Here is a 19566-nt window from a genome sequence, read left to right as displayed (position 1 = left end):
CCCGCTCTTTCTGGTCGACTCTTGCCAGCTGGCATACACTGATTCAAGGCTAATCCCGGAAGCCGACCATGACCGAGCTGGCTCGCCTGAAGTTCTATGCCACCCAACCGCATCCCTGCAGCTACCTGTCCGAAGAACAGGCCACCACCCTGTTCCTCGATCCCAGTCAGCCAATGGACGTGCACGTTTACGCCGAGCTTTCCGAACTTGGCTTCCGGCGTAGCGGCGATCACCTTTACCGCCCCCACTGCCAGCGCTGCACCGCCTGCGTGCCCGCGCGTATTCCTGTTGCCCAGTTCACGGCCAATCGACAGCAGCGGCGAATCATCAAGCGCAACGAGTCGGTTCAAGTTCGCGCGGTCAGGCCGGTATTCAGCGAAGAGTACTACGACCTCTATGTGCGCTATATCGAGCAGCGCCACGCCGATGGCGATATGTACCCGCCCAGCCGCGAACAGTTCTCCACCTTTTTGATACGCGACCTGCCCTTCGCGCGCTTTTACGAGTTTCGAGACGATGGCCGACTGCTGGCCATTGCCGTGACGGACGTATTGCCCAATGGGCTTTCAGCGGTCTACACCTTCTACGACCCTGACGAAGAACGCCGCAGCCTCGGCCGCTTCGCGATCCTCTGGCAGATAAGCGAGGCTCATCGACTGGATCTCCAGGCCGTCTACCTTGGTTATTGGATCAAGAATTGCCGAAAGATGAATTACAAGACGCAATACCGCCCCATCGAGCTGTTCGTCAATCAACATTGGGTCACCCTCACCTGAATCTCTTGGCGTCAACCCTGGTTTTCGGGCACAATGCATGCCGCTTTTGCCTGGGGCCAGTTGCGCCGGGCCATTCATTGGATACCGAGGGCTTTACTGCATGTCGAAAGAAGACAGCTTCGAAATGGAAGGCACTGTCGTCGACACCCTGCCCAACACCATGTTTCGCGTGGAGTTGGAAAATGGGCACGTCGTTACCGCGCATATCTCCGGAAAGATGCGCAAAAATTACATCCGCATTCTAACTGGTGACAAGGTGCGCGTAGAGCTGACGCCTTACGACCTGAGCAAGGGTCGTATCACCTACCGCGCCCGCTAACAGGCAGGAAGCAACGCTTCCCAGTCTGCCAAGCGCAGCGGCAACGAAAACGCCCGGCATATGCCGGGCGTTTTCGTTTTCATCATTATGCAACTAGGTGCGACTGGCGGGCTCTGTGAGCCCGCCGAATCGCCTTAGGCCATTTCCGCAGTTGTCTCGTAATCGAACGTCAGTTCGCCATTGTCGAGATCCACGTGAACCGTGCCACCATGCTCAGCCAACTCACCAAAGAGAATTTCTTCGGCCAATGGGCGTTTGATTCGATCCTGAATCAAGCGTGACATCGGTCGTGCTCCCATCTGCACGTCATAGCCCTGCTCCGCCAGCCAGTCACGCGCAGCGTTGCTGACTTCGAGCATGACGCGTTTGTCCTCGAGCTGCGCCTGCAGCTCGATGAGAAACTTGTCGACGATGCTCTTGATCGTTTCGTGGCTGAGGCGGCCGAACTGGATGATGGTGTCCAGGCGGTTGCGGAACTCCGGCGTGAAGCTCTTCTTGATGACTTCCATGGCGTCGGAAGAGTGATCCTGATACGTGAAGCCAATCGACGCACGCGCGGCTGTCTCTGCACCGGCGTTGGTGGTCATGATCAGGATGACATTGCGGAAATCCGCTTTGCGCCCGTTGTTGTCGGTCAGGGTGCCGTGATCCATCACCTGCAGCAGCAGGTTGAAGACTTCCGGATGCGCCTTCTCGATTTCGTCGAGCAGCAGCACACAATGCGGCTGCTTGGTGATTGCCTCGGTGAGCAAGCCGCCCTGATCGAAACCGACATAACCAGGAGGCGCGCCAATCAGGCGAGAAACGGTATGCCGCTCCATGTACTCAGACATGTCGAAGCGCACCAGCTCGACACCCAGAGCCTTGGACAGCTGGCGAGCCGCCTCGGTCTTGCCGACGCCGGTCGGGCCGGCGAACAGGAACGAGCCCACCGGCTTGTCCGGCGCCTTGAGACCGGCGCGCGACAGCTTGATGGCGGTGGCCAGCGAATCGATGGCAGCGTCCTGACCGAATACGGTCAGTTTCAAGTCGCGCTCCAGGTTACGCAGCAATTCCTTGTCGGAGCTGCTGACGTGCTTTGGCGGAATCCGCGCGATCTTGGCGACGATGTCTTCGACCTGCGGGACGTCGATGCGCTTGAGGCGCTTGTCCTGCGGCTGCAGGCGCTGATAGGCACCTGCCTCGTCGATTACGTCGATCGCCTTGTCGGGCATATGGCGATCATTGATGTAGCGCGAGGCCAGCTCGGCAGCTGCGCGCAAAGCCTCATCGCTGTACTCGATGTCATGGTGCTGCTCGAAGCGCCCCTTGAGGCCCCTGAGGATACCGATGGTGTCTTCCACCGAGGGCTCGACCACGTCGACCTTCTGGAAGCGCCGCGCCAGGGCGCGATCCTTCTCGAAGATGCCGCGGAACTCCTGGAAGGTGGTGGAGCCGATGCAACGGATCTCGCCCGACGACAGCGCCGGCTTGAGCAGATTGGAAGCGTCCATGACGCCACCCGACGCTGCACCGGCACCGATGATGGTGTGGATCTCGTCGATGAACAGGATCGCATGAGGGCGTTTGCGCAGCTCGGTGAGCAGTGCCTTGAGGCGCTTCTCGAAATCGCCACGGTACTTGGTGCCTGCCAGCAGTGCACCCAGGTCGAGGGAGTAGACCACCGCGTCGGCGAGCAGATCAGGTACCTGATTATCGACGATGCGCTTGGCCAGCCCTTCGGCGATGGCCGTCTTGCCGACGCCCGCCTCACCGACCAGTAGTGGGTTGTTCTTGCGACGCCGGGCGAGAATCTGCGCCACACGCTCGACTTCGTTCTCACGGCCGACCAGCGGATCGATACGGCCCTGACGCGCCAGTTCGTTCAGGTTGCTGGCGTAGGCATCCAGCGGGTTGCTGGAAGATGAGGACTCACCGCCCTCTTCGTCCTGCATTTCCTGCTCGGCGTCCGGCGATGCTCCTTGGCCTGGCACCTTGGAAATGCCGTGGGCAATGAAATTGACTACGTCGATGCGCGCCACGCTCTGCTGCTTGAGCAGGAACACGGCCTGGCTTTCCTGCTCACTGAAGATCGCGACCAGTACGTTGGCGCCAGTCACTTCACGCTTGCCGGAGCTTTGCACATGGAACACCGCACGCTGCAGAACGCGCTGGAAGCCCAGCGTTGGCTGGGTTTCACGCTCTTCATCATGCTGTGCAATCAGCGGGGTCGTAGAGTCGATGAATTCCTGCAGATCGTTGCGCAGCTTGTCCAGGTTTGCACCGCAAGCGCGCAACACACTGGCTGCTGCTTCGTTATCCAAAAGAGCCAGCAGAAGGTGCTCAACCGTCATGAATTCATGACGTTTGGCTCGCGCCTCCTTGAAGGCAAGGTTGAGGGTGACTTCGAGCTCTCGATTTAACATAGCTTCACCTCATGCCCAAATGGCCGGCGTTAACCGTCCTTCTCGATTTCACAGAGTAATGGATGCTGACTTTCCCGCGCGTATTGATTGACCTGTGTGGCCTTGGTCTCAGCGATATCGCGGGTATAGAGACCGCAAACGGCGCGACCTTCGGTGTGCACGGTCAACATGATTCTGGTCGCCACCTCCCGATTGAGGCTGAAGAAGGTCTCGAGTATCTCGACCACGAAATCCATGGGGGTGTAGTCATCATTGAACAAGATCACCTTATAAAGCGGAGGCGCCTGCAATGCCGGCTTGGATTCCTCGACGGCCAAGCCTGAAGAGTCGTCCTCATGCGGTGCGGGTCGATCCTGATTGAATGTTAGTCGAATCTGGCTACTTGCATGCATGCTGGATAAAAGGTTCGTGGGTGAATGGATACGGGTAACAAAAATAAGACCCGTTTATCGGTGCTTCGTGCGTTGCCTTGACTATCGGCAAAAGGGTGTTACAACCAATGGATACCCCTACGGGGTGAAAGGGCTTGCGCTCGTACGAGTGATCTAACGGACGCGGGATCTAATGTGGATGATACTCCAGCAATGGAGTTCCTTGCAGAGGGATATCAGCATGCTAAGTGGTAAGGTCAAGTGGTTCAACAACGCCAAGGGCTATGGGTTCATCCTGGCCGATGGCCGAGATGAGGACCTGTTCGCCCATTATTCGGCCATCCAGATGGACGGGTACAAGACCCTGAAAGCCGGACAAGCCGTGAGCTTCGATATTATTCAAGGCCCCAAGGGCCTCCACGCCGTGAATATCAGCGCTGCCCAGGCGGCTTCTGAAGTTACTACCACCACCGCCACCAGTAGAGTGCGCGGGGAGACGGTCGAGGTTTGATTTCTTAAGCTGCTTAGCTGCACGGAAAAGCAGGCCCCAGGGTCGGCTTTTTCGTGCTGCCAGGAAGACTTTGTCAGCCCAGCCTTGGGCAAGCATGATCCGACCTTGGTCGTATTGACCGCGACAGGCCGCGAAACAATTGAGCCCGGCCGGAAAACATACCGTTCATTCTTGCCCATCCCGGATCTAGAAAAGGCCCCTTCGCACCGGCTTCGGCAGCTGGAAACGCCCATCCTCTCCGCACTGCCAGCAACTTGGTCACTGCCATCGCCCTCTGGTTTGATATACTCGGGCGCTGACTGAGTAGTCATAAAGGCGCATTAGCCTGGAGTACGGCTTCCAGCACTCGTCGTGCCGACCGTCAGAGGCGATCCGCTATCGCCGTCGGTCGATTGCGACACCCAACATCATCGGGATGGAACTTCGAATTCACATCATTGATGCCGAGCTGTGGTCAGAAGCCACCTCACCCGGATCAGTGCTTTGTGCAAGTTCAGCAAAAAGAGAGTTAAATCAAATATGACCACACGCTCGAAGATTATCTACACCCTCACCGACGAAGCCCCTGCGCTTGCGACCTACTCCCTGCTCCCCGTCGTAAAAGCGTTCACCGCCTCCTCGGATATCGCCGTCGAAACCCGCGATATCTCGTTGGCCGGCCGCATCCTGGCCCTCTTCCCCGAGTTTCTGACCGATGCTCAGAAACAGGGTGATCACCTGGCCGAGCTGGGTGCACTGGCCACTACGCCAGAAGCCAACATCATCAAACTGCCGAACATCAGCGCCTCGGTTCCACAACTGAAGGCCGCGATCAAAGAATTGCAGGCCCAGGGTTACGCACTGCCAGACTACCCGGACACTGGCGACAGCGACGAAGCACGCGACATCCGCAGCCGTTACGACAAGGTCAAGGGCAGCGCCGTTAACCCGGTACTGCGTGAAGGCAACTCCGACCGCCGCGCCCCGCTGTCGGTCAAGAACTACGCCCGCAAGCACCCGCACAAGATGGGCGCCTGGAGCGCTGACTCCAAGTCCCACGTGGCACACATGGAGAGCGGCGATTTCTACGGCAGCGAAAAGGCTGCCCTGATCGACGCCAAAGGCAGCGTGAAGATCGAGCTGATCGGCACCGATGGCAGCGCCACCGTGCTGAAAGAGAAAACCTCGGTTCTGGCCAACGAAGTCCTGGATTGCTCGGTGCTGAGCAAGAAGGCACTGCGCAGCTTCATCGCCGCAGAGATCGAAGACGCCAAGAAACAGGGCGTACTGTTCTCGGTTCACCTGAAGGCCACCATGATGAAGGTCTCCGACCCGATCATCTTCGGCCAGATCGTTGCCGAGTTCTACAAGGCCGCCCTCGAGAAACACGCTGCTGCCCTGCAGGAAGCCGGCTTCAACCTGAACAACGGTATCGGCGACCTGTACTCCAGCATCAAGAAGCTGCCCGCTGACAAGCAGGCCGAGATCGAAGCCGACATCAACGCCGTTTACGCCGATCGTCCGGCGCTGGCGATGGTCAACTCCGACAAGGGCATCACCAACCTGCACGTGCCGAGCGACGTGATCGTCGACGCTTCGATGCCAGCGATGATTCGTGACTCGGGCCGCATGTGGAACACCGCAGGCGAGCTGCAAGACGCCAAAGCCGTGATTCCGGATCGTTGCTACGCCGGCATCTACCAAGTGGTCATCGAGGACTGCAAGGCCAATGGTGCCTTCAACCCGACCACCATGGGCAGCGTGCCTAACGTTGGCCTGATGGCGCAGAAAGCCGAAGAGTACGGTTCCCACGACAAGACGTTCCAGATCCAGGCCAATGGCGTGGTTCGCGTCAGCGATGCCAATGGCAAAGTGCTGATGGAACAGTCGGTCGAGGAAGGCGATATCTTCCGTATGTGCCAGACCAAGGACGAGCCGATCCAGGATTGGGTCAAGCTGGCCGTCAACCGTGCACGTCTGAGCGACACCCCTGCGGTGTTCTGGCTGGATCCGGCACGTGCGCATGACGCCGAAATGATCAAAAAGGTCGAGCAGTACCTGAAGGATCACGACACCAGCGGCCTGGACATTCGTATCCTCGCCCCCGTCGAAGCCATCAAGTTCTCCCTGGCACGCATCCGCGAAGGCAAGGACACCATCTCGGTGACCGGCAACGTACTGCGCGACTACCTGACTGACCTGTTCCCGATCATGGAGCTGGGCACCAGTGCCAAGATGCTGTCGATCGTGCCGCTGATGAATGGCGGTGGTTTGTTCGAAACCGGCGCTGGCGGTTCCGCGCCTAAGCACGTACAGCAACTGGTCGAGGAAAACTTCCTGCGCTGGGATTCGCTGGGTGAGTTCCTGGCTCTGGCTGCTTCCCTGGAGCACCTGGGCAACACCTACGACAACCCGAAGGCACTGGTACTGAGCAAGACCCTGGATCAGGCTACCGGCCAGTTCCTCGACACCGACAAGTCGCCAGCGCGCAAGGTCGGCGGTATCGACAACCGTGGCAGCCACTTCTACCTGGCGCTGTACTGGGCTCAGGCTCTGGCAGCGCAGAGCGAAGACGCCGCACTGCAAGCGCAGTTCGCACCACTGGCCAAGACCCTCGGCGACAACGAAGCCAAGATCGTTGCCGAACTGGGTGCAGTACAGGGCAAGCCGGCTGAAATCGGTGGCTACTACGCGCCGAACAAGGAGCTGACCGAAAAAGTCATGCGTCCAAGCGCGACCCTCAACGCAGCTCTGGCCTCTCTGGCCTGAGTGATTCGTTGAGGTAAAAAGACCCCGGCCCTGTGCCGGGGTTTTTATTTTCATATCCTCTAGAAGGAAGCTTTATGACCTGGCATGCACACGTCACCGTTGCGACGATAGTCGAGCACGACGGGCGTTTTCTGTTCGTCGAAGAACTCAAGGGCGGCCGCCTGGTGCTCAACCAGCCTGCCGGCCATCTGGAGCCTAGGGAAAGCCTGCTGCAGGCCGCAGTACGCGAAACCCTGGAAGAGACCGGCTGCGATGTCGAGCTGACCGGCGTTACCGGCATTTACCTGTACACCGCACCGAGCAACGGCGTGACCTACCAACGCATCTGCTTCACCGCCAACCTGCTCCAGCATCACCCCGAGCGCGTGCTGGACAGCGACATCAGCGGTATCCGTTGGCTCAACCATGAAGAGCTCAAGGTCGAGTCCGATCATCTGCGCAGCGAGCTGGTGATGTGTTGCCTGGATGACTACCTGGCGGGTGCCCGCTTTCCCCTCAGCCTCATTCACGAACCGATGTAACCACAATCGGCAGAACTGAAACGTCCTGCGCATCCTGTTAGAATCTCGCCCCTTTGAAGCCTGTATTGATCCCGACCATGCAAGATCCAGCCACTCAGCGCGTAATCGTCGGCATGTCCGGCGGCGTCGACTCCTCCGTATCGGCCCTGCTGTTGCTTGAGCAGGGTTATCAGGTCGAAGGCCTGTTCATGAAGAACTGGGACGAGGACGACGGCACCGAATACTGTACCGCCATGGACGACCTGGCAGACGCCCAGGCCGTGTGCGACCGCATTGGCATCAAGCTGCATACCGCCAACTTCGCGGCCGAGTACTGGGACAACGTGTTCGAGCACTTCCTGGCCGAGTACAAGGCTGGCCGCACGCCTAACCCGGACATCCTCTGCAACCGTGAAATCAAGTTCAAGGCGTTCCTCGACTACGCCCTGATGCTTGGTGCCGACCTGATCGCCACCGGCCACTATGTGCGTCGCCGTGATATCGACGGGCGCAGCGAGCTGCTCAAGGGCCTCGACCCGAACAAGGATCAGAGCTACTTCCTGCACGCCGTTGGCGGTGAGCAGATCGGCAGGACGCTATTTCCCGTCGGCGAGCTGGAAAAGCCTCAAGTACGCGCTATCGCCGAAAAATACGAGCTGGCCACTGCCAAAAAGAAAGACTCCACCGGCATCTGCTTCATCGGAGAGCGGCGTTTCAGCGACTTTCTCAAGCAGTACCTGCCGGCGCAGCCGGGTAATATCGAAACCACCGAGGGCGAGGTCATCGGCAAGCACCACGGCCTCATGTACCACACCATTGGCCAGCGCCAAGGCCTGGGCATTGGTGGGCTGAAAGATGCCAGCGATGAGCCTTGGTATGTGCTGCACAAGGATCTGACCCGCAATGTGCTGGTGGTCGGTCAGGGCAACGAACACCCATGGCTGTTTTCCCGCGCCCTCAATGCCTCGCAGATCTATTGGGTCAACCCGATTGAGCTCGATGCTCCGCGTCAACTGACGGCCAAGGTGCGCTACCGCCAGGCAGACCAGACCTGCACGCTGGAGCGCAGCGCAGCGGGTTACCGGGCCACGTTCGAGCAGCCGCAGCGCGCGGTTACGCCCGGACAGTCCGTGGTTTTTTACGATGGTGATATCTGTCTTGGCGGTGGCGTGATCGAAAGCGCCGAGCCCTGGAGCGAGGGCGCCCCACGATGAACCCGACACAAGAACAACTGATCGCGCTCGGTGCGGTGTTTCAGGCCGCTGTGATGGTCGACAAGATCGCCAAGACCGGCCAGGCCGCCGAAAGCGAAGTGACCTGCCTGATTGCTAGCCTGCTGGTGCGTGACGCCAAAGGTACTCTGGATGTTTTTGGCGGTGACGACCTCAACCTTCGAGAAGGTTACCGTGCCATGGTCAGCGCGCTGGAACGCGACCCCACCAGCCTGCAGCGCGAGCCGCTGCGCTATGCCCTCGCCCTGCTGGGACTGGAACGTCAGCTCGACAAGCGTGGCGACCTCCTGCAATTGATGGGCGGGCGCCTGGATCAGATCCAGAATCAAGCCGAACACTTCGGCATTGGCCATGAGAACGTGATCTCCTCATGCGGTGCGCTGTATCAGGACACCATCAGCACCTTCAAGCAGCGCATTCAGGTGCAAGGCGACAGCCGCTTTCTGCAGCAACCTGCCAATGCCTCGAAAATCCGCGCCCTGCTGCTCGCCGGCATCCGCGCAGGTCGCTTGTGGCGACAGCTCGGCGGTCATCGCTGGCAACTGGTGTTTAGCCGCCGCAAATTGCTGAGAGAGCTGTACCCAATGCTGCGCAACTAAGCGCAGCACTTTTTCTGATGTGCATCTCGTTCATCGAATGACTCAGGGTCGCCGCCGATAGCTGCCCTACTTCATGTATGATATGCGCCCTTTTCAACGCCCGACTGTCCGAGAACGCCTCCCATGCTGCTTTCCTCGCTCACCGCGGTTTCGCCCGTAGATGGCCGCTATGCCGGCAAAACCAGCGCTCTGCGCCCCATTTTCAGCGAATACGGTCTGATTCGTTTCCGCGTTCAGGTTGAAGTCCGCTGGCTGCAGCGCCTCGCTGCCCATGAAGGTGTGAGCGAAGTCGCGCCCTTCTCCGCCGAAGCCAACGCGCTGCTCAATGAGCTGGCCGAGAACTTCGCCGTCGAGCACGCCGAACGCGTCAAAGAGATCGAGCGCACCACCAACCACGACGTCAAAGCCGTGGAGTACCTGCTCAAGGAACAGGCTGCCAAGCTGCCGGAGCTGGACAAGGTCAGCGAGTTCATTCACTTCGCCTGCACCAGCGAGGACATCAACAACCTGTCCCACGCTCTGATGCTGCGCGAAGGCCGTGACAACGTGCTGCTGCCGCTGATGCGTCAGATCGCCACTGCCATCCGTGATCTGTCGGTCAAGTTCGCCGACGTGCCGATGCTGTCGCGCACCCACGGCCAACCGGCCTCGCCCACCACCCTGGGTAAAGAGCTGGCCAACGTCGTCTATCGCCTCGAGCGTCAGATCGTGCAGATCGCCGCCGTGCCACTGCTGGGCAAGATCAATGGCGCCGTGGGTAACTACAACGCCCACCTGTCCGCCTACCCGCAGATCGACTGGGAAGCCAACGCCCGCCAGTTCATCGAGAACGATCTGGGCCTGCAGTGGAACCCCTACACCACACAGATCGAGCCGCACGACTACATCGCCGAGCTGTTCGATGCCATCGCCCGCTTCAATACCATCCTCATCGACTTCGATCGCGATGTCTGGGGCTACATCTCCCTGGGCTACTTCAAGCAGAAGACCATCGCGGGCGAGATCGGCTCCTCGACCATGCCGCACAAGGTCAACCCGATCGACTTCGAGAACTCCGAAGGCAACCTGGGTATCGCCAACGCGCTGTTCCAGCACCTGGCCAGCAAGCTGCCGATTTCCCGCTGGCAGCGTGACTTGACCGACTCCACCGTACTGCGCAACCTCGGTGTCGGCTTCGCCCACAGCGTGATCGCCTACGAAGCAAGCCTCAAGGGAATCAGTAAGTTGGAGCTCAATGCTCAACGTATTGCTGAAGACCTGAACGCCTGCTGGGAAGTCCTCGCCGAGCCGATTCAGACCGTCATGCGCCGCTATGCTATCGAGAACCCCTACGAGAAGCTCAAGGAGCTCACTCGTGGCAAGGGCATCACGCCGGAAGCACTGCTGGCCTTCATCGACGGCCTGGATATGCCACAGCAAGCCAAGGAGGAGCTCAAGCAGCTCACTCCAGCCAACTACATCGGCAACGCGGTGGCTCAGGCCAAACGCATCTAAGCTGTAGCCCGTCTCAAGGACGCCCGGCTGAAGCCGGGCGTTTCTTTTTATACGCTTTAATAAATATCAAGGACTTACAGATGAATCCTGATGCTCCTCTTCAGCTATTGGGTGGCCTGAGCGCACGTGAATTCCTGCGCGATTACTGGCAGAAGAAGCCCCTGCTGGTGCGCCAGGCCATCCCTGATTTCGAAAGCCCGATCTCTCCGGACGAATTGGCCGGCCTCGCCCTCGAAGAAGAAGTCGAATCGCGCCTGGTGATCGAGCACGGCGAAACGCCGTGGGAAGTGCGCCGCGGCCCGTTCGCCGAGGACGCCTTCTCGCAGTTGCCCGAACGCGAATGGACGCTGCTGGTGCAGGCTGTCGACCAGTTCGTTCCCGAGGTTGCCGAGCTGCTGGAAGAATTCAAGTTCCTGCCCAAGTGGCGTATCGATGACGTGATGATCAGCTTTGCCGCGCCTGGCGGCGGCGTTGGCCCGCACTACGATAACTACGATGTATTTCTCCTACAGGGCCATGGCCGTCGCCGCTGGCAGATCGGCCAGATGTGCGATTCGCAAAGCCCCTTGCTGCCTGATCTCGAAATGAAGATCCTGGCTCAATTTGATCAAACCGAAGAATGGGTACTCGAGCCCGGCGATATGCTCTATCTGCCGCCGCTCCTGGCCCACAGTGGCACCGCCGAGGACGACTGCATGACTTATTCCGTGGGTTTCCGCGCACCCAGCGCGGCCGAAGTACTGACCCATTTCACTGACTTTCTCGGCCAGTTCCTGCCCGACGAAACGCGCTACAGCGATGCCGGCACCGCGCCGGTCAGTGACCCCAACGAAATTCAGCGCGACGCTCTGGATCGCCTCAAAGCACTGCTCGCCGAACATATGAGCGACGAGCGCCTGCTGATGACTTGGTTCGGCCAGTTCATGACCGAACCGCGCTACCCGGAACTGATCGCCGGTATCGAGATTGACGAAGACGGCTTCCTCGACCAGTTGGAAGACGGTGCGGTGATGATCCGTAACCCCAGTGCGCGTATGGCGTGGTCGGAAGTCGGTGAAGACCTGGTGTTGTTCGCCAGCGGGCAGAGCCGCCTGGTTTCCGCTAGCCTGCGTGAACTGCTGAAACTGATCTGCTCGGCCGACGCCCTGCACCTGGAAAATATTGGCCCATGGATAGCCAACGACGAAGCTCGGGAATTGGTTCTCGAACTGACCAAACAAGGAAGTCTGGAGTTTGCTGCCGATGAATGACCTGCACGTACGCATCGCCGACTGGCACAAGGATTACGACGAACTGCGCCGCATCCGTGAAACGGTATTCGTCGCTGAGCAGGCGGTGCCGCCTGAACTGGAATGGGACGCCGAAGACAGTGATGCCGTGCATTTTCTCGCCTGCGAAGGCGACTACCCGATCGGAACCGCACGCCTGCTGGCAGACGGTGAGATCGGTCGGGTATCGGTGCTCAAGGACTGGCGTGGTTTAAAGATCGGCGAAAGGCTACTGCAGGCGGTGATTGCCGAGGCGGAAAAGCGTGGGCTGAGTCAGCAAATGCTCAGCGCCCAGGTGCAGGCGACACCGTTCTATGAAAAGCTGGGCTTCACTGTAGTGAGTGATGAATACCTGGAAGCAGGCATTCCCCACGTCGACATGGTGCGCAGCAGCGGCTGATGATCAGCTGTGGCCTGTGCCACGTTAGGCCAGTGCCACAGAGGTCAGCATGAGCGATGAAGATACGCCCGTTGGTGAAGCCCTCGACCTGATCGAGTTCGAGTCGCCAGGGCGTTTTACCCTGCATAACCCCGAAAGCGAATTACCGCCGCCAGCCATCTGGGAGCCGGCTCCGTTTGTGCTCGGGGCCGAGCAGGCGTTGCAGCGTTTCAGTCTCCCCGATCAGGCCCGCGCCCATACTCTTGCCTTGATGCAGCAAGCCACTCGTACGCTGTGTTTATACAGCCCGGATCTCGAACCCTGGCTCTACCACCACAGCAGTATTCAACAAGCATGCACACAATTTCTGCTGGGCAATCGCAACCGTCGGCTGCGCATACTGCTGCGTGACAGTAATCGTGCGGTTCGTGACGGTCATCGGCTGATTGCGCTATCGCACAAACTGTCCAGTTACGTCCAGATCCGCCTCTGCAACCCCAATTATCCCGCCCCCGAAGGTGCGTTTCTGCTGGCTGACGATCAGGGCTTGTTGATGCGGACCGAGCCGGATCAATTTGCCGGGTACGCGAAATACCAGGATCCGGGTCATGTTCGCCAATTGCAGCGGCTGTTCGACCAAACCTGGGATACCAGCATTACCGATCCTGACCTGCGGAGTTTTCTGTTATGAAACGACATTTTCTTGGTGCGGCCCTGCTCGCGCTCAGCCTGTCGGCAGTGGCTGCCACTGAAGTCATTGCGCTCAACTACCGGACAGCTGGCGACTTGCTGCCCGTGGTGCAGTCGGCATTAGGCAACGAGGGGCGCGTCAGTGCCTACGGTAACCAGCTTATCGTCAATGCGCCGGCGGAAAAAATCGAAGAAGTCCGCGCCCTCCTCGGTCAGCTCGATACTCAACCGCGGCGCTTGCTGATCAGCGTTGACACCAGTGAATCCACCTACAGAGACGACCGGGGTTACAGCGTTGATGGCAGCATCAGCGCCGGTAGTGGCCGCGTGGAGATTGGCCGCGGCGAAGTCAACGGTCGCGACCAAGCGCGTGTCATCCGCCGCAGCACCGACAGCCGTGGAGGTGGCACTCAACAGGTGCAGACCAGTGAAGGCTATCCGGCGCTGATCCAGGTCGGCCAGAGCGTGCCGGTAACCACCAGCAGTCGTGGGCCTTATGGCCAGGTCTATAACAACACCGAGTACCGAAACGTCACCCAGGGCTTTTACGTCACCGCCAGCCTCGCCGGCGATGTCGTGCACCTGGACATCAGCAGCAACCGTGATCGAGTCAGCCAGACCCAGTCTGGGGTGATTGACATCCAGCAGGCCGATACCCGCGTCAGCGGCCGAGTGGGCGAATGGATCAGCATCGGTGGCAGCAGCGAACAGAGCCAGGCTGATCGCAACGGCGTATTGCGCCGCTACTCCACCGAAGGCCGTGAAGATATGAGTATGCGCGTTAAGGTCGACGTAATCGACTGAGAGCCCCGTAAAACGTGACCATACGGTCGATCTAAGACTTATGTAGTAGATCTAAAAAAACACTACAAAAACGATTGACGAACATTTTCGTCGGTCGCATGATGGCCTCGCTCCCGCTAATCAGGGGCTCCGGAAACGGAGCCTCCGGGTCGCATCCTCGCTTACCGGAGGATCGATTCGTGTTGTTAAGCCCACAAGGCAGTTCGACGAGATGGCGACTGGAACGAGGTTGTCCTGAGGGACGGGGAAGCGTTTCACGTATCGATCAGCACAGTGCCGCGGGCGTCCACGGGCCCATACGCACAATGACTCGCCTACCCGGCGGGTGGTGTCTGGCGATGCGTTTCGTCCACCCGGCCCAAAGTGCCCTCCTTCCAGTTTCCTCTCAACGTCTGCGGTGAGCTCGCTCCGAGCCCTGCGCCTGGACTGTGCGCGACGTTCGGTGCTCGACCAAACACACACTTGAAGGATTGACCATGTCAGCTTACGAAAACGACATCAAAGCCGTTGCCGCCCTCAAAGAGGCCGCTGGCAGCAGCTGGAGCGCCATCAACCCGGAGTCCGTCGCACGTATGCGTGCCCAGAACCGCTTCAAGACCGGTCTGGACGTCGCCAAGTACACGGCCGCCATCATGCGTAAGGACATGGCCGAGTACGACGCCGACTCTTCCGTCTATACCCAGTCGCTCGGCTGCTGGCACGGCTTCATTGGCCAGCAGAAGCTGATCTCCATCAAGAAGCACCTGAAGACCACCAATAAGCGCTACCTCTACCTGTCCGGCTGGATGATCGCCGCGCTGCGTTCCGATTTTGGCCCACTGCCCGATCAGTCCATGCACGAGAAGACCGCAGTCGCTGCGCTGATCGAGGAGCTCTACACCTTCCTGCGCCAGGCCGACGCCCGTGAGCTGGATCTGCTGTTCAACGCCCTGGACGCGGCACGGGGCGCCGGTGACAAAGCCAAGCAGAGCGAAATTCAGGCGCAGATCGACAATTTCGAAACCCACGTGGTACCGATCATCGCCGACATCGACGCCGGCTTCGGCAACCCCGAGGCCACTTACCTGCTGGCCAAGAAAATGATCGAGGCAGGCGCCTGCTGCATCCAGATCGAGAACCAGGTGTCCGACGAGAAGCAGTGCGGCCACCAGGATGGCAAGGTCACCGTTCCCCATGTCGACTTCCTGGCCAAGATCAACGCCGTGCGCTACGCCTTCCTCGAGCTGGGCGTGGACGACGGCGTGATCGTCGCTCGTACCGACTCCCTGGGCGCCGGCTTGACCAAGCAGATCGCCGTGACCAACCAGCCAGGTGACCTGGGCGACCAGTACAACTCGTTCCTCGACTGCGATGAAATCAGTGCAGCCGAGCTGAAGAACGGCGACGTGGTGATCAACCGCGAAGGCAAGCTGCTGCGACCCAAGCGCCTGCCGTCCAACCTGTTCCAGTTCCGCAAGGGCACCGGCGAAGACCGCTGTGTACTGGACAGCATCACCTCGCTGCAGAACGGCGCCGACATGATCTGGATCGAAACCGAGAAGCCTCACGTCGGGCAGATCAAGGCCATGGTCGATCGCGTTCGCGAAGTCGTCCCCAATGCCAAGCTGGTCTACAACAACAGCCCGTCGTTCAACTGGACGCTGAGCTTCCGTCAGCAGGTATTCGATGCGTTCGTCGCTGACGGCAAGGACGTTTCTGGCTACGACCGCGCCAAGCTGATGAGCGTCGAGTACGACGAGACCGAGCTGGCTCAAGTTGCCGACGAGAAGATCCGCACCTTCCAGCGCGATGGTTCGGCCAACGCCGGCATCTTCCATCACCTCATTACACTGCCGACTTACCACACGGCGGCTCTGTCCACCGACAACCTGGCCAAGGGCTACTTCGCCGATCAGGGCATGCTGGCTTACGTCAAAGGCGTGCAACGTCAAGAAATCCGTCAAGGCATCGCCTGCGTCAAGCACCAGAACATGGCCGGCTCGGATCTCGGCGACAACCACAAGGAGTACTTTGCCGGCGAAGCCGCGCTGAAAGCGGGCGGCAAGGACAACACGATGAACCAGTTCCATTGAGAGCTGCCAGGGCACTGCAAGGTGCCTGATTAACCCTTTGGCCCTGGCAGCGATGCCGGGGCTTTTTATTGCTATAACTAGAACAAAGAAAAACTCAATATCCGCTGTGTGTTCAAGTGCGCCATAGATGGACAACTAAGCGACAGTTATTAGCGTAAAAGAACAGATTCTCAAATGATAAATATTCCCATTGAAGTGAGTTTAATTATTCACTACATACATAGCGCTTGCCGCTATCAAAACCTTCCTATTTCCATAGACGTTTGATTTTTATTGAAAAAATATATTTTCTTGATGGCGTTCGAGCGACTTAATATTATTTTTTTGATCTGAAAAATTTACTTACACGCAATACAGGCATAACATTATGCAGATAGATTGCAAGACGACTTGATTTGTCTTGCCATAACTTTAATTACGCGCGAAGCCGTTCCTTGCCTGAGGAGTCCCGGCATGTTGGAAGCAAGCAGTTCCCTGTCCCACAATTGGGCGCTGGCCATTTTTCTGCTGGGCGTCGTCGCCCTTTGTGCATTCATGTTGGGTCTGTCCAGCCTGCTGGGCAGCAAGGCATGGGGCCGCAGCAAGAACGAGCCGTTCGAATCAGGCATGCTTCCCACTGGCAGCGCTCGCCTGCGTCTGTCCGCAAAATTCTATCTGGTCGCGATGCTCTTCGTGATCTTCGACGTCGAAGCCCTCTTTCTCTTCGCCTGGGCTGTCTCTGTTCGCGAAAGCGGCTGGGCCGGCTTTATCGAAGCAGCCGTTTTCATAAACATTCTGTTGGCAGGTCTTGTCTACCTTTGGCGTATCGGTGCGCTTGATTGGGCACCGGAGAGTCGTAAGGCTCGGCAGGCGAAGCTCAAACAATGAGGCTTTGGCGATGCAATACAAACTTACTCGGATCGATCCGGATGCTCCCAACGAGCACTACCCGATCGGTAAACGGGAGGTCGTTTCCGACCCGCTGCTAGAGGACGAAGTGCACAAGAACATCTACATGGGGAAACTCTCGGATGTTCTCAACGGCGCGGTGAACTGGGGTCGCAAGAACTCCTTGTGGCCGTACAACTTCGGCCTGTCGTGCTGCTACGTGGAAATGACCACCGCCTTCACCGCGCCGCACGACGTTGCGCGCTTCGGTGCCGAGGTAATCCGCGCATCCCCACGCCAGGCGGACTTCATGGTCATCGCCGGCACCTGTTTCATCAAGATGGCGCCCGTCATCCAGCGCCTCTATGAGCAGATGCTCGAGCCCAAGTGGGTCATTTCCATGGGCTCGTGCGCCAATTCCGGCGGCATGTACGACATCTACTCGGTCGTTCAGGGTGTCGACAAGTTCCTTCCCGTCGACGTCTACATACCCGGTTGCCCGCCCCGTCCCGAGGCGTTTCTGCAAGGGCTGATGCTGCTGCAGGAATCGATCGGTCAGGAGCGCCGCCCGCTGTCCTGGGTCGTTGGCGATCAAGGCGTTTATCGCGCCGAGATGCCTTCCCAGAAAGAACAGCGCCGCGAGCAGCGTATTGCGGTTACCAACCTGCGTTCCCCTGACGAAGTCTGAGTCCCGCTTTCAAGCAAGGCCGGATTCACTCTCACCGTTGACCGATAGCGATCGAGACCATGACTGCAGACACCACCGTGTCCATTGCGCCGTACAAGGCGGACGACCAAGACGTCGTCGTTGAGCTTCAATCCCGTTTTGGCGCCGACAGCTTCACGCTGCAGGCCACCCGCATCGGCATGCCGGTCATCTGGGTCGGCCGCGACAAGCTCGTCGAAGTCTTGCGCTTCCTGCGCCAGGCAGCGCGCCCCTACGTCATGCTGTACGACCTGCACGGCGTCGACGAGCGCCTGCGTACGCAGCGCCGCGGCCTGCCGGACGCAGACTTCACCGTGTTCTACCACCTCATGTCGCTGGAGCGTAACAGCGACGTGATGATCAAGGTGGCCCTGCGCGAGGGCGACCTCAACCTGCCTTCCGTGACCGGTATCTGGCCGAACGCCAACTGGTACGAGCGTGAAGTGTGGGATCTCTACGGCATCCATTTCACCGGTCACCCGCGCCTGACCCGAATAATGATGCCGCCGACCTGGGAAGGTCACCCGCTGCGCAAGGACTACCCGGCGCGCGCCACCGAATTCGATCCGTTCAGCCTGACCCTGGCCAAGCAACAGCTCGAGGAAGAAGCCGCACGCTTCAATCCTGAAGACTGGGGCATGAAGCGCCAGAGCGAGAACGAGGACTACATGTTCCTCAACCTCGGCCCCAACCACCCTTCTGCTCACGGTGCGTTCCGCATCATCCTGCAGCTCGACGGTGAAGAAATCGTCGACTGCGTGCCGGAAGTCGGTTACCACCACCGTGGTGCCGAGAAGATGGCCGAACGCCAGAGCTGGCACAGTTTCATCCCCTACACCGACCGTATCGACTACCTCGGCGGAGTGATGAACAACCTGCCATACGTGCTCTCGGTCGAGAAGCTCGCTGGCATCAAGGTGCCGCAGAAGGTCGACACCATCCGCATCATGATGGCCGAGTTCTTCCGCATAACCAGCCACCTGCTGTTCCTGGGTACCTATATCCAGGACGTCGGCGCCATGACCCCGGTGTTCTTCACCTTCACCGACCGCCAGCGTGCCTACAAGGTGATCGAAGCCATCACCGGTTTCCGCCTGCACCCGGCCTGGTACCGCATTGGCGGTGTCGCTCACGACCTGCCGCGCGGCTGGGAAAAGCTGGTCAAGGAATTCGTCGACTGGCTACCCAAGCGCCTCGACGAGTACGAGAAGGCCGCGCTGCGCAACAGCATTCTCAAGGCGCGAACCATTGGTGTGGCGCAGTACAACACCAAGGAAGCCCTGGAATGGGGTACCACCGGTGCCGGCCTGCGCTCCACCGGTTGCGACTTCGACCTGCGCAAGGCGCGCCCCTACTCCGGCTACGAGAACTTCGAGTTCGAAGTGCCGCTGGCCGTCAATGGCGATGCCTATGACCGCTGCATCGTGCGCGTCGAAGAGATGCGCCAGAGCATCAAGATTATCGACCAGTGCATGCGCAACATGCCGGAAGGCCCGTACAAGGCGGATCACCCGCTGACCACGCCGCCGCCCAAAGAGCGCACGCTGCAACACATCGAGACGCTGATCACCCACTTCCTGCAGGTTTCATGGGGCCCGGTCATGCCGGCCAACGAAAGCTTTCAGATGATCGAAGCGACCAAGGGGATCAACAGTTATTACCTGACCAGCGACGGCAGCACCATGAGCTACCGCACCCGCATTCGTACCCCGAGCTTCCCGCACCTGCAGCAGATCCCTTCGGTGATCCGCGGCAGCATGGTCGCTGACCTGATCGCGTATCTGGGCAGTATCGACTTCGTTATGGCCGACGTGGATCGCTGAGG

18 protein-coding genes are annotated in these 19566 nt (G+C 59.2%); 16 read left to right on the top strand and 2 right to left on the bottom strand.

Translation table 11 applies throughout. The annotated features are described in order from the left end of the window. Positions 1-68 precede the first annotated feature (68 nt). Both ACZ3GY_RS06995 and infA read left to right on the top strand, forming a co-directional pair. On the top strand, positions 69-776 hold the full coding sequence (locus ACZ3GY_RS06995) for an arginyltransferase (protein WP_465909448.1): 708 nt from the start codon (positions 69-71) through the stop codon (positions 774-776). Between the two features lie 100 nt (positions 777-876). Then, entirely contained in the window at positions 877-1095 is a 219-nt protein-coding gene (gene infA / locus ACZ3GY_RS06990; RefSeq protein WP_002553999.1) for a translation initiation factor IF-1, read from the top strand. A gap of 134 nt (positions 1096-1229) precedes the next feature. Here infA and clpA read toward each other — a convergent pair whose 3' ends face one another. Continuing rightward, entirely contained in the window at positions 1230-3500 is a 2271-nt protein-coding gene (gene clpA, locus ACZ3GY_RS06985) for an ATP-dependent Clp protease ATP-binding subunit ClpA (protein ID WP_463564899.1), read from the bottom strand. 29 nt (positions 3501-3529) lie between these two features. Then, positions 3530-3892 carry an ATP-dependent Clp protease adapter ClpS gene (gene clpS / locus ACZ3GY_RS06980; protein WP_225832257.1) on the bottom strand — a complete coding sequence of 121 codons (363 nt, stop codon included), beginning with the start codon at positions 3890-3892 and terminating at the stop codon, positions 3530-3532. A 220-nt stretch (positions 3893-4112) separates the two neighbouring features. Here clpS and cspD point away from each other — a divergent pair, with 220 nt between their 5' ends. The 14 genes from cspD to nuoC all read left to right on the top strand — a co-directional run bounded on the left by cspD (position 4113) and on the right by nuoC (position 19564). Beyond that, entirely contained in the window at positions 4113-4382 is a 270-nt protein-coding gene (gene cspD / locus ACZ3GY_RS06975; protein WP_225832255.1) for a cold shock domain-containing protein CspD, read from the top strand. A 519-nt stretch (positions 4383-4901) separates the two neighbouring features. Beyond that, complete coding sequence (locus ACZ3GY_RS06970; RefSeq protein ID WP_465909447.1) at positions 4902-7130, top strand: NADP-dependent isocitrate dehydrogenase; 2229 nt, start codon at positions 4902-4904, stop codon at positions 7128-7130. Positions 7131-7204: 74 nt separating this feature from the next. Next, entirely contained in the window at positions 7205-7651 is a 447-nt protein-coding gene (locus ACZ3GY_RS06965) for an NUDIX hydrolase (RefSeq protein WP_465909445.1), read from the top strand. Positions 7652-7728: 77 nt separating this feature from the next. Further along, positions 7729-8844, top strand: a complete 1116-nt coding sequence (gene mnmA / locus ACZ3GY_RS06960; protein ID WP_225832249.1) for a tRNA 2-thiouridine(34) synthase MnmA — start codon at positions 7729-7731, stop codon at positions 8842-8844. Continuing rightward, on the top strand, positions 8841-9461 hold the full coding sequence (hflD, locus tag ACZ3GY_RS06955) for a high frequency lysogenization protein HflD (protein ID WP_465909444.1): 621 nt from the start codon (positions 8841-8843) through the stop codon (positions 9459-9461). Before mnmA ends, hflD begins: the two co-directional genes overlap by 4 nt. A 123-nt stretch (positions 9462-9584) precedes the next feature. Then, the gene (gene purB / locus ACZ3GY_RS06950) at positions 9585-10955 is read left to right on the top strand and encodes an adenylosuccinate lyase (RefSeq protein WP_463564903.1); all 1371 of its coding nucleotides are present in this window, start codon (positions 9585-9587) and stop codon (positions 10953-10955) included. Positions 10956-11035: 80 nt separating this feature from the next. Next, positions 11036-12205 (top strand): ribosomal protein uL16 3-hydroxylase, encoded by a 1170-nt coding sequence (locus ACZ3GY_RS06945; RefSeq protein WP_463564904.1) that lies wholly within the window; start codon positions 11036-11038, stop codon positions 12203-12205. Further along, entirely contained in the window at positions 12198-12623 is a 426-nt protein-coding gene (locus tag ACZ3GY_RS06940; protein ID WP_465909442.1) for a GNAT family N-acetyltransferase, read from the top strand. The genes ACZ3GY_RS06945 and ACZ3GY_RS06940 overlap by 8 nt, the downstream gene beginning before the upstream one ends. A 49-nt stretch (positions 12624-12672) precedes the next feature. Beyond that, positions 12673-13293 (top strand): DUF7931 domain-containing protein, encoded by a 621-nt coding sequence (locus tag ACZ3GY_RS06935; protein WP_465909441.1) that lies wholly within the window; start codon positions 12673-12675, stop codon positions 13291-13293. After that, positions 13290-14096 (top strand): secretin N-terminal domain-containing protein, encoded by an 807-nt coding sequence (locus tag ACZ3GY_RS06930; RefSeq protein ID WP_465909439.1) that lies wholly within the window; start codon positions 13290-13292, stop codon positions 14094-14096. The genes ACZ3GY_RS06935 and ACZ3GY_RS06930 overlap by 4 nt, the downstream gene beginning before the upstream one ends. A 476-nt stretch (positions 14097-14572) precedes the next feature. Further along, complete coding sequence (locus ACZ3GY_RS06925) at positions 14573-16168, top strand: isocitrate lyase (protein WP_225832237.1); 1596 nt, start codon at positions 14573-14575, stop codon at positions 16166-16168. Between the two features lie 453 nt (positions 16169-16621). Then, complete coding sequence (locus ACZ3GY_RS06920; protein ID WP_463564909.1) at positions 16622-17035, top strand: NADH-quinone oxidoreductase subunit A; 414 nt, start codon at positions 16622-16624, stop codon at positions 17033-17035. Positions 17036-17045: 10 nt separating this feature from the next. Next, on the top strand, positions 17046-17723 hold the full coding sequence (locus ACZ3GY_RS06915) for a NuoB/complex I 20 kDa subunit family protein (RefSeq protein ID WP_463564910.1): 678 nt from the start codon (positions 17046-17048) through the stop codon (positions 17721-17723). 59 nt (positions 17724-17782) lie between these two features. Then, a complete protein-coding gene (nuoC, locus tag ACZ3GY_RS06910) occupies positions 17783-19564 on the top strand; it encodes an NADH-quinone oxidoreductase subunit C/D (RefSeq protein WP_465909438.1) in 1782 nt (593 codons plus the stop codon). Positions 19565-19566: the final 2 nt, after the last annotated feature.

The organism is Pseudomonas sp. PME37.24/006 (genome assembly GCF_055556635.1).
The sequence above is the reverse complement of the archived record's forward strand: the minus strand, read 5'-3'. Positions and strand labels throughout refer to the sequence as shown.

Bases quoted from the DNA above. Each gene is read 5' to 3' on its own strand.
- ACZ3GY_RS06920 (WP_463564909.1), top strand. From the start codon at position 16,622: ATGTTGGAAGCAAGCAGTTCCCTGTCCCACAATTGGGCGCTGGCCATT.
- cspD (WP_225832255.1), top strand. From the start codon at position 4,113: ATGCTAAGTGGTAAGGTCAAGTGGTTCAACAACGCCAAGGGCTATGGG.
- purB (WP_463564903.1), top strand. From the start codon at position 9,585: ATGCTGCTTTCCTCGCTCACCGCGGTTTCGCCCGTAGATGGCCGCTAT.
- hflD (WP_465909444.1), top strand. From the start codon at position 8,841: ATGAACCCGACACAAGAACAACTGATCGCGCTCGGTGCGGTGTTTCAG.
- ACZ3GY_RS06940 (WP_465909442.1), top strand. From the start codon at position 12,198: ATGAATGACCTGCACGTACGCATCGCCGACTGGCACAAGGATTACGAC.
- infA (WP_002553999.1), top strand. From the start codon at position 877: ATGTCGAAAGAAGACAGCTTCGAAATGGAAGGCACTGTCGTCGACACC.
- clpA (WP_463564899.1), bottom strand. From the start codon at position 3,500: ATGTTAAATCGAGAGCTCGAAGTCACCCTCAACCTTGCCTTCAAGGAG.
- ACZ3GY_RS06945 (WP_463564904.1), top strand. From the start codon at position 11,036: ATGAATCCTGATGCTCCTCTTCAGCTATTGGGTGGCCTGAGCGCACGT.
- ACZ3GY_RS06925 (WP_225832237.1), top strand. From the start codon at position 14,573: ATGTCAGCTTACGAAAACGACATCAAAGCCGTTGCCGCCCTCAAAGAG.
- ACZ3GY_RS06965 (WP_465909445.1), top strand. From the start codon at position 7,205: ATGACCTGGCATGCACACGTCACCGTTGCGACGATAGTCGAGCACGAC.
- clpS (WP_225832257.1), bottom strand. From the start codon at position 3,892: ATGCATGCAAGTAGCCAGATTCGACTAACATTCAATCAGGATCGACCC.
- ACZ3GY_RS06935 (WP_465909441.1), top strand. From the start codon at position 12,673: ATGAGCGATGAAGATACGCCCGTTGGTGAAGCCCTCGACCTGATCGAG.
- ACZ3GY_RS06915 (WP_463564910.1), top strand. From the start codon at position 17,046: ATGCAATACAAACTTACTCGGATCGATCCGGATGCTCCCAACGAGCAC.
- nuoC (WP_465909438.1), top strand. From the start codon at position 17,783: ATGACTGCAGACACCACCGTGTCCATTGCGCCGTACAAGGCGGACGAC.
- ACZ3GY_RS06970 (WP_465909447.1), top strand. From the start codon at position 4,902: ATGACCACACGCTCGAAGATTATCTACACCCTCACCGACGAAGCCCCT.
- mnmA (WP_225832249.1), top strand. From the start codon at position 7,729: ATGCAAGATCCAGCCACTCAGCGCGTAATCGTCGGCATGTCCGGCGGC.
- ACZ3GY_RS06995 (WP_465909448.1), top strand. From the start codon at position 69: ATGACCGAGCTGGCTCGCCTGAAGTTCTATGCCACCCAACCGCATCCC.
- ACZ3GY_RS06930 (WP_465909439.1), top strand. From the start codon at position 13,290: ATGAAACGACATTTTCTTGGTGCGGCCCTGCTCGCGCTCAGCCTGTCG.